Annotated in this window: 1 protein-coding gene; it reads right to left on the bottom strand. The window is 33.0% G+C overall.

Features of this window, described 5'->3' with window-relative positions; translation table 11 throughout:
• Positions 1-757 (bottom strand): hypothetical protein (locus CYP28_RS10200; RefSeq protein WP_181000392.1); only part of this gene is annotated, 757 nt, incomplete at both ends.

The following is a 757-nucleotide window of genomic DNA, read 5'->3' as shown; positions in this document are numbered from 1 at the left end:
GTTTAGACGTCGCTATGGCATAAGTAGTTCTTGTTTTAGAGAAAAGATTTTGTAATTCTGCTAAATCTGCTTTATTCTTTTTTAAAATAACATCTAATTGATCGCTTAGGCTATAAACATTATTAAAATTAGTTTTTATATCGTGTTTGTCGAGTTTGTCTATAATATAATTACGTAAATTTTGCTCTTCTTCGCCTGATTTATCAATGCGATATTTGGACATATCTCTTAACATCTCGTTTAGACTTGACTTATAAATAAAGTTTTTAGGATCTGCTCCATCTTGTTGTGCAAGAGTTGCCGCTTCATCGTAAATTTCACCCATAGTAGAGTATCTTTCATATAAGTCTAAATTATTTATGTCATCCTTTGTCCATTTTTTTTCTTTCAGCATTTCATCATAAGCTTGTTGAAAATATTTACTATGCGCTGGAGGCTCAATATTATCTACAATGTCCTCCAACGCCCTATCAGCCTGAGAAAGCTTATTATTTACCTCTGCAAGCTCTATTAAGCTCTGTTCTTGACTGGCTTTTAGCTGCTCAATTCTCTCTATGCTGCCTTCTTTTGCCAAATCTTCAGTTTGTTGGTGGAGTTTTTTTATCTCTTCTCCAGTTAAATCTTGCTCAAAATAACCATCGGCTATCATATCTTCAGTTGAATTATATTTTCCTCCTGAAACGGCTTTTGTAGCTTCGTCGATGTTGCCTTCTATATCTTTGTTTAGCTCTTTTATAAATTCATCTTTACTTTGTAT

This window comes from Campylobacter concisus (genome assembly GCF_002914195.1).
GTDB classification, from domain to species: Bacteria; Campylobacterota; Campylobacteria; order Campylobacterales; family Campylobacteraceae; genus Campylobacter_A; species Campylobacter_A concisus_M.
The sequence above is the reverse complement of the archived record's forward strand: the minus strand, read 5'-3'. Positions and strand labels throughout refer to the sequence as shown.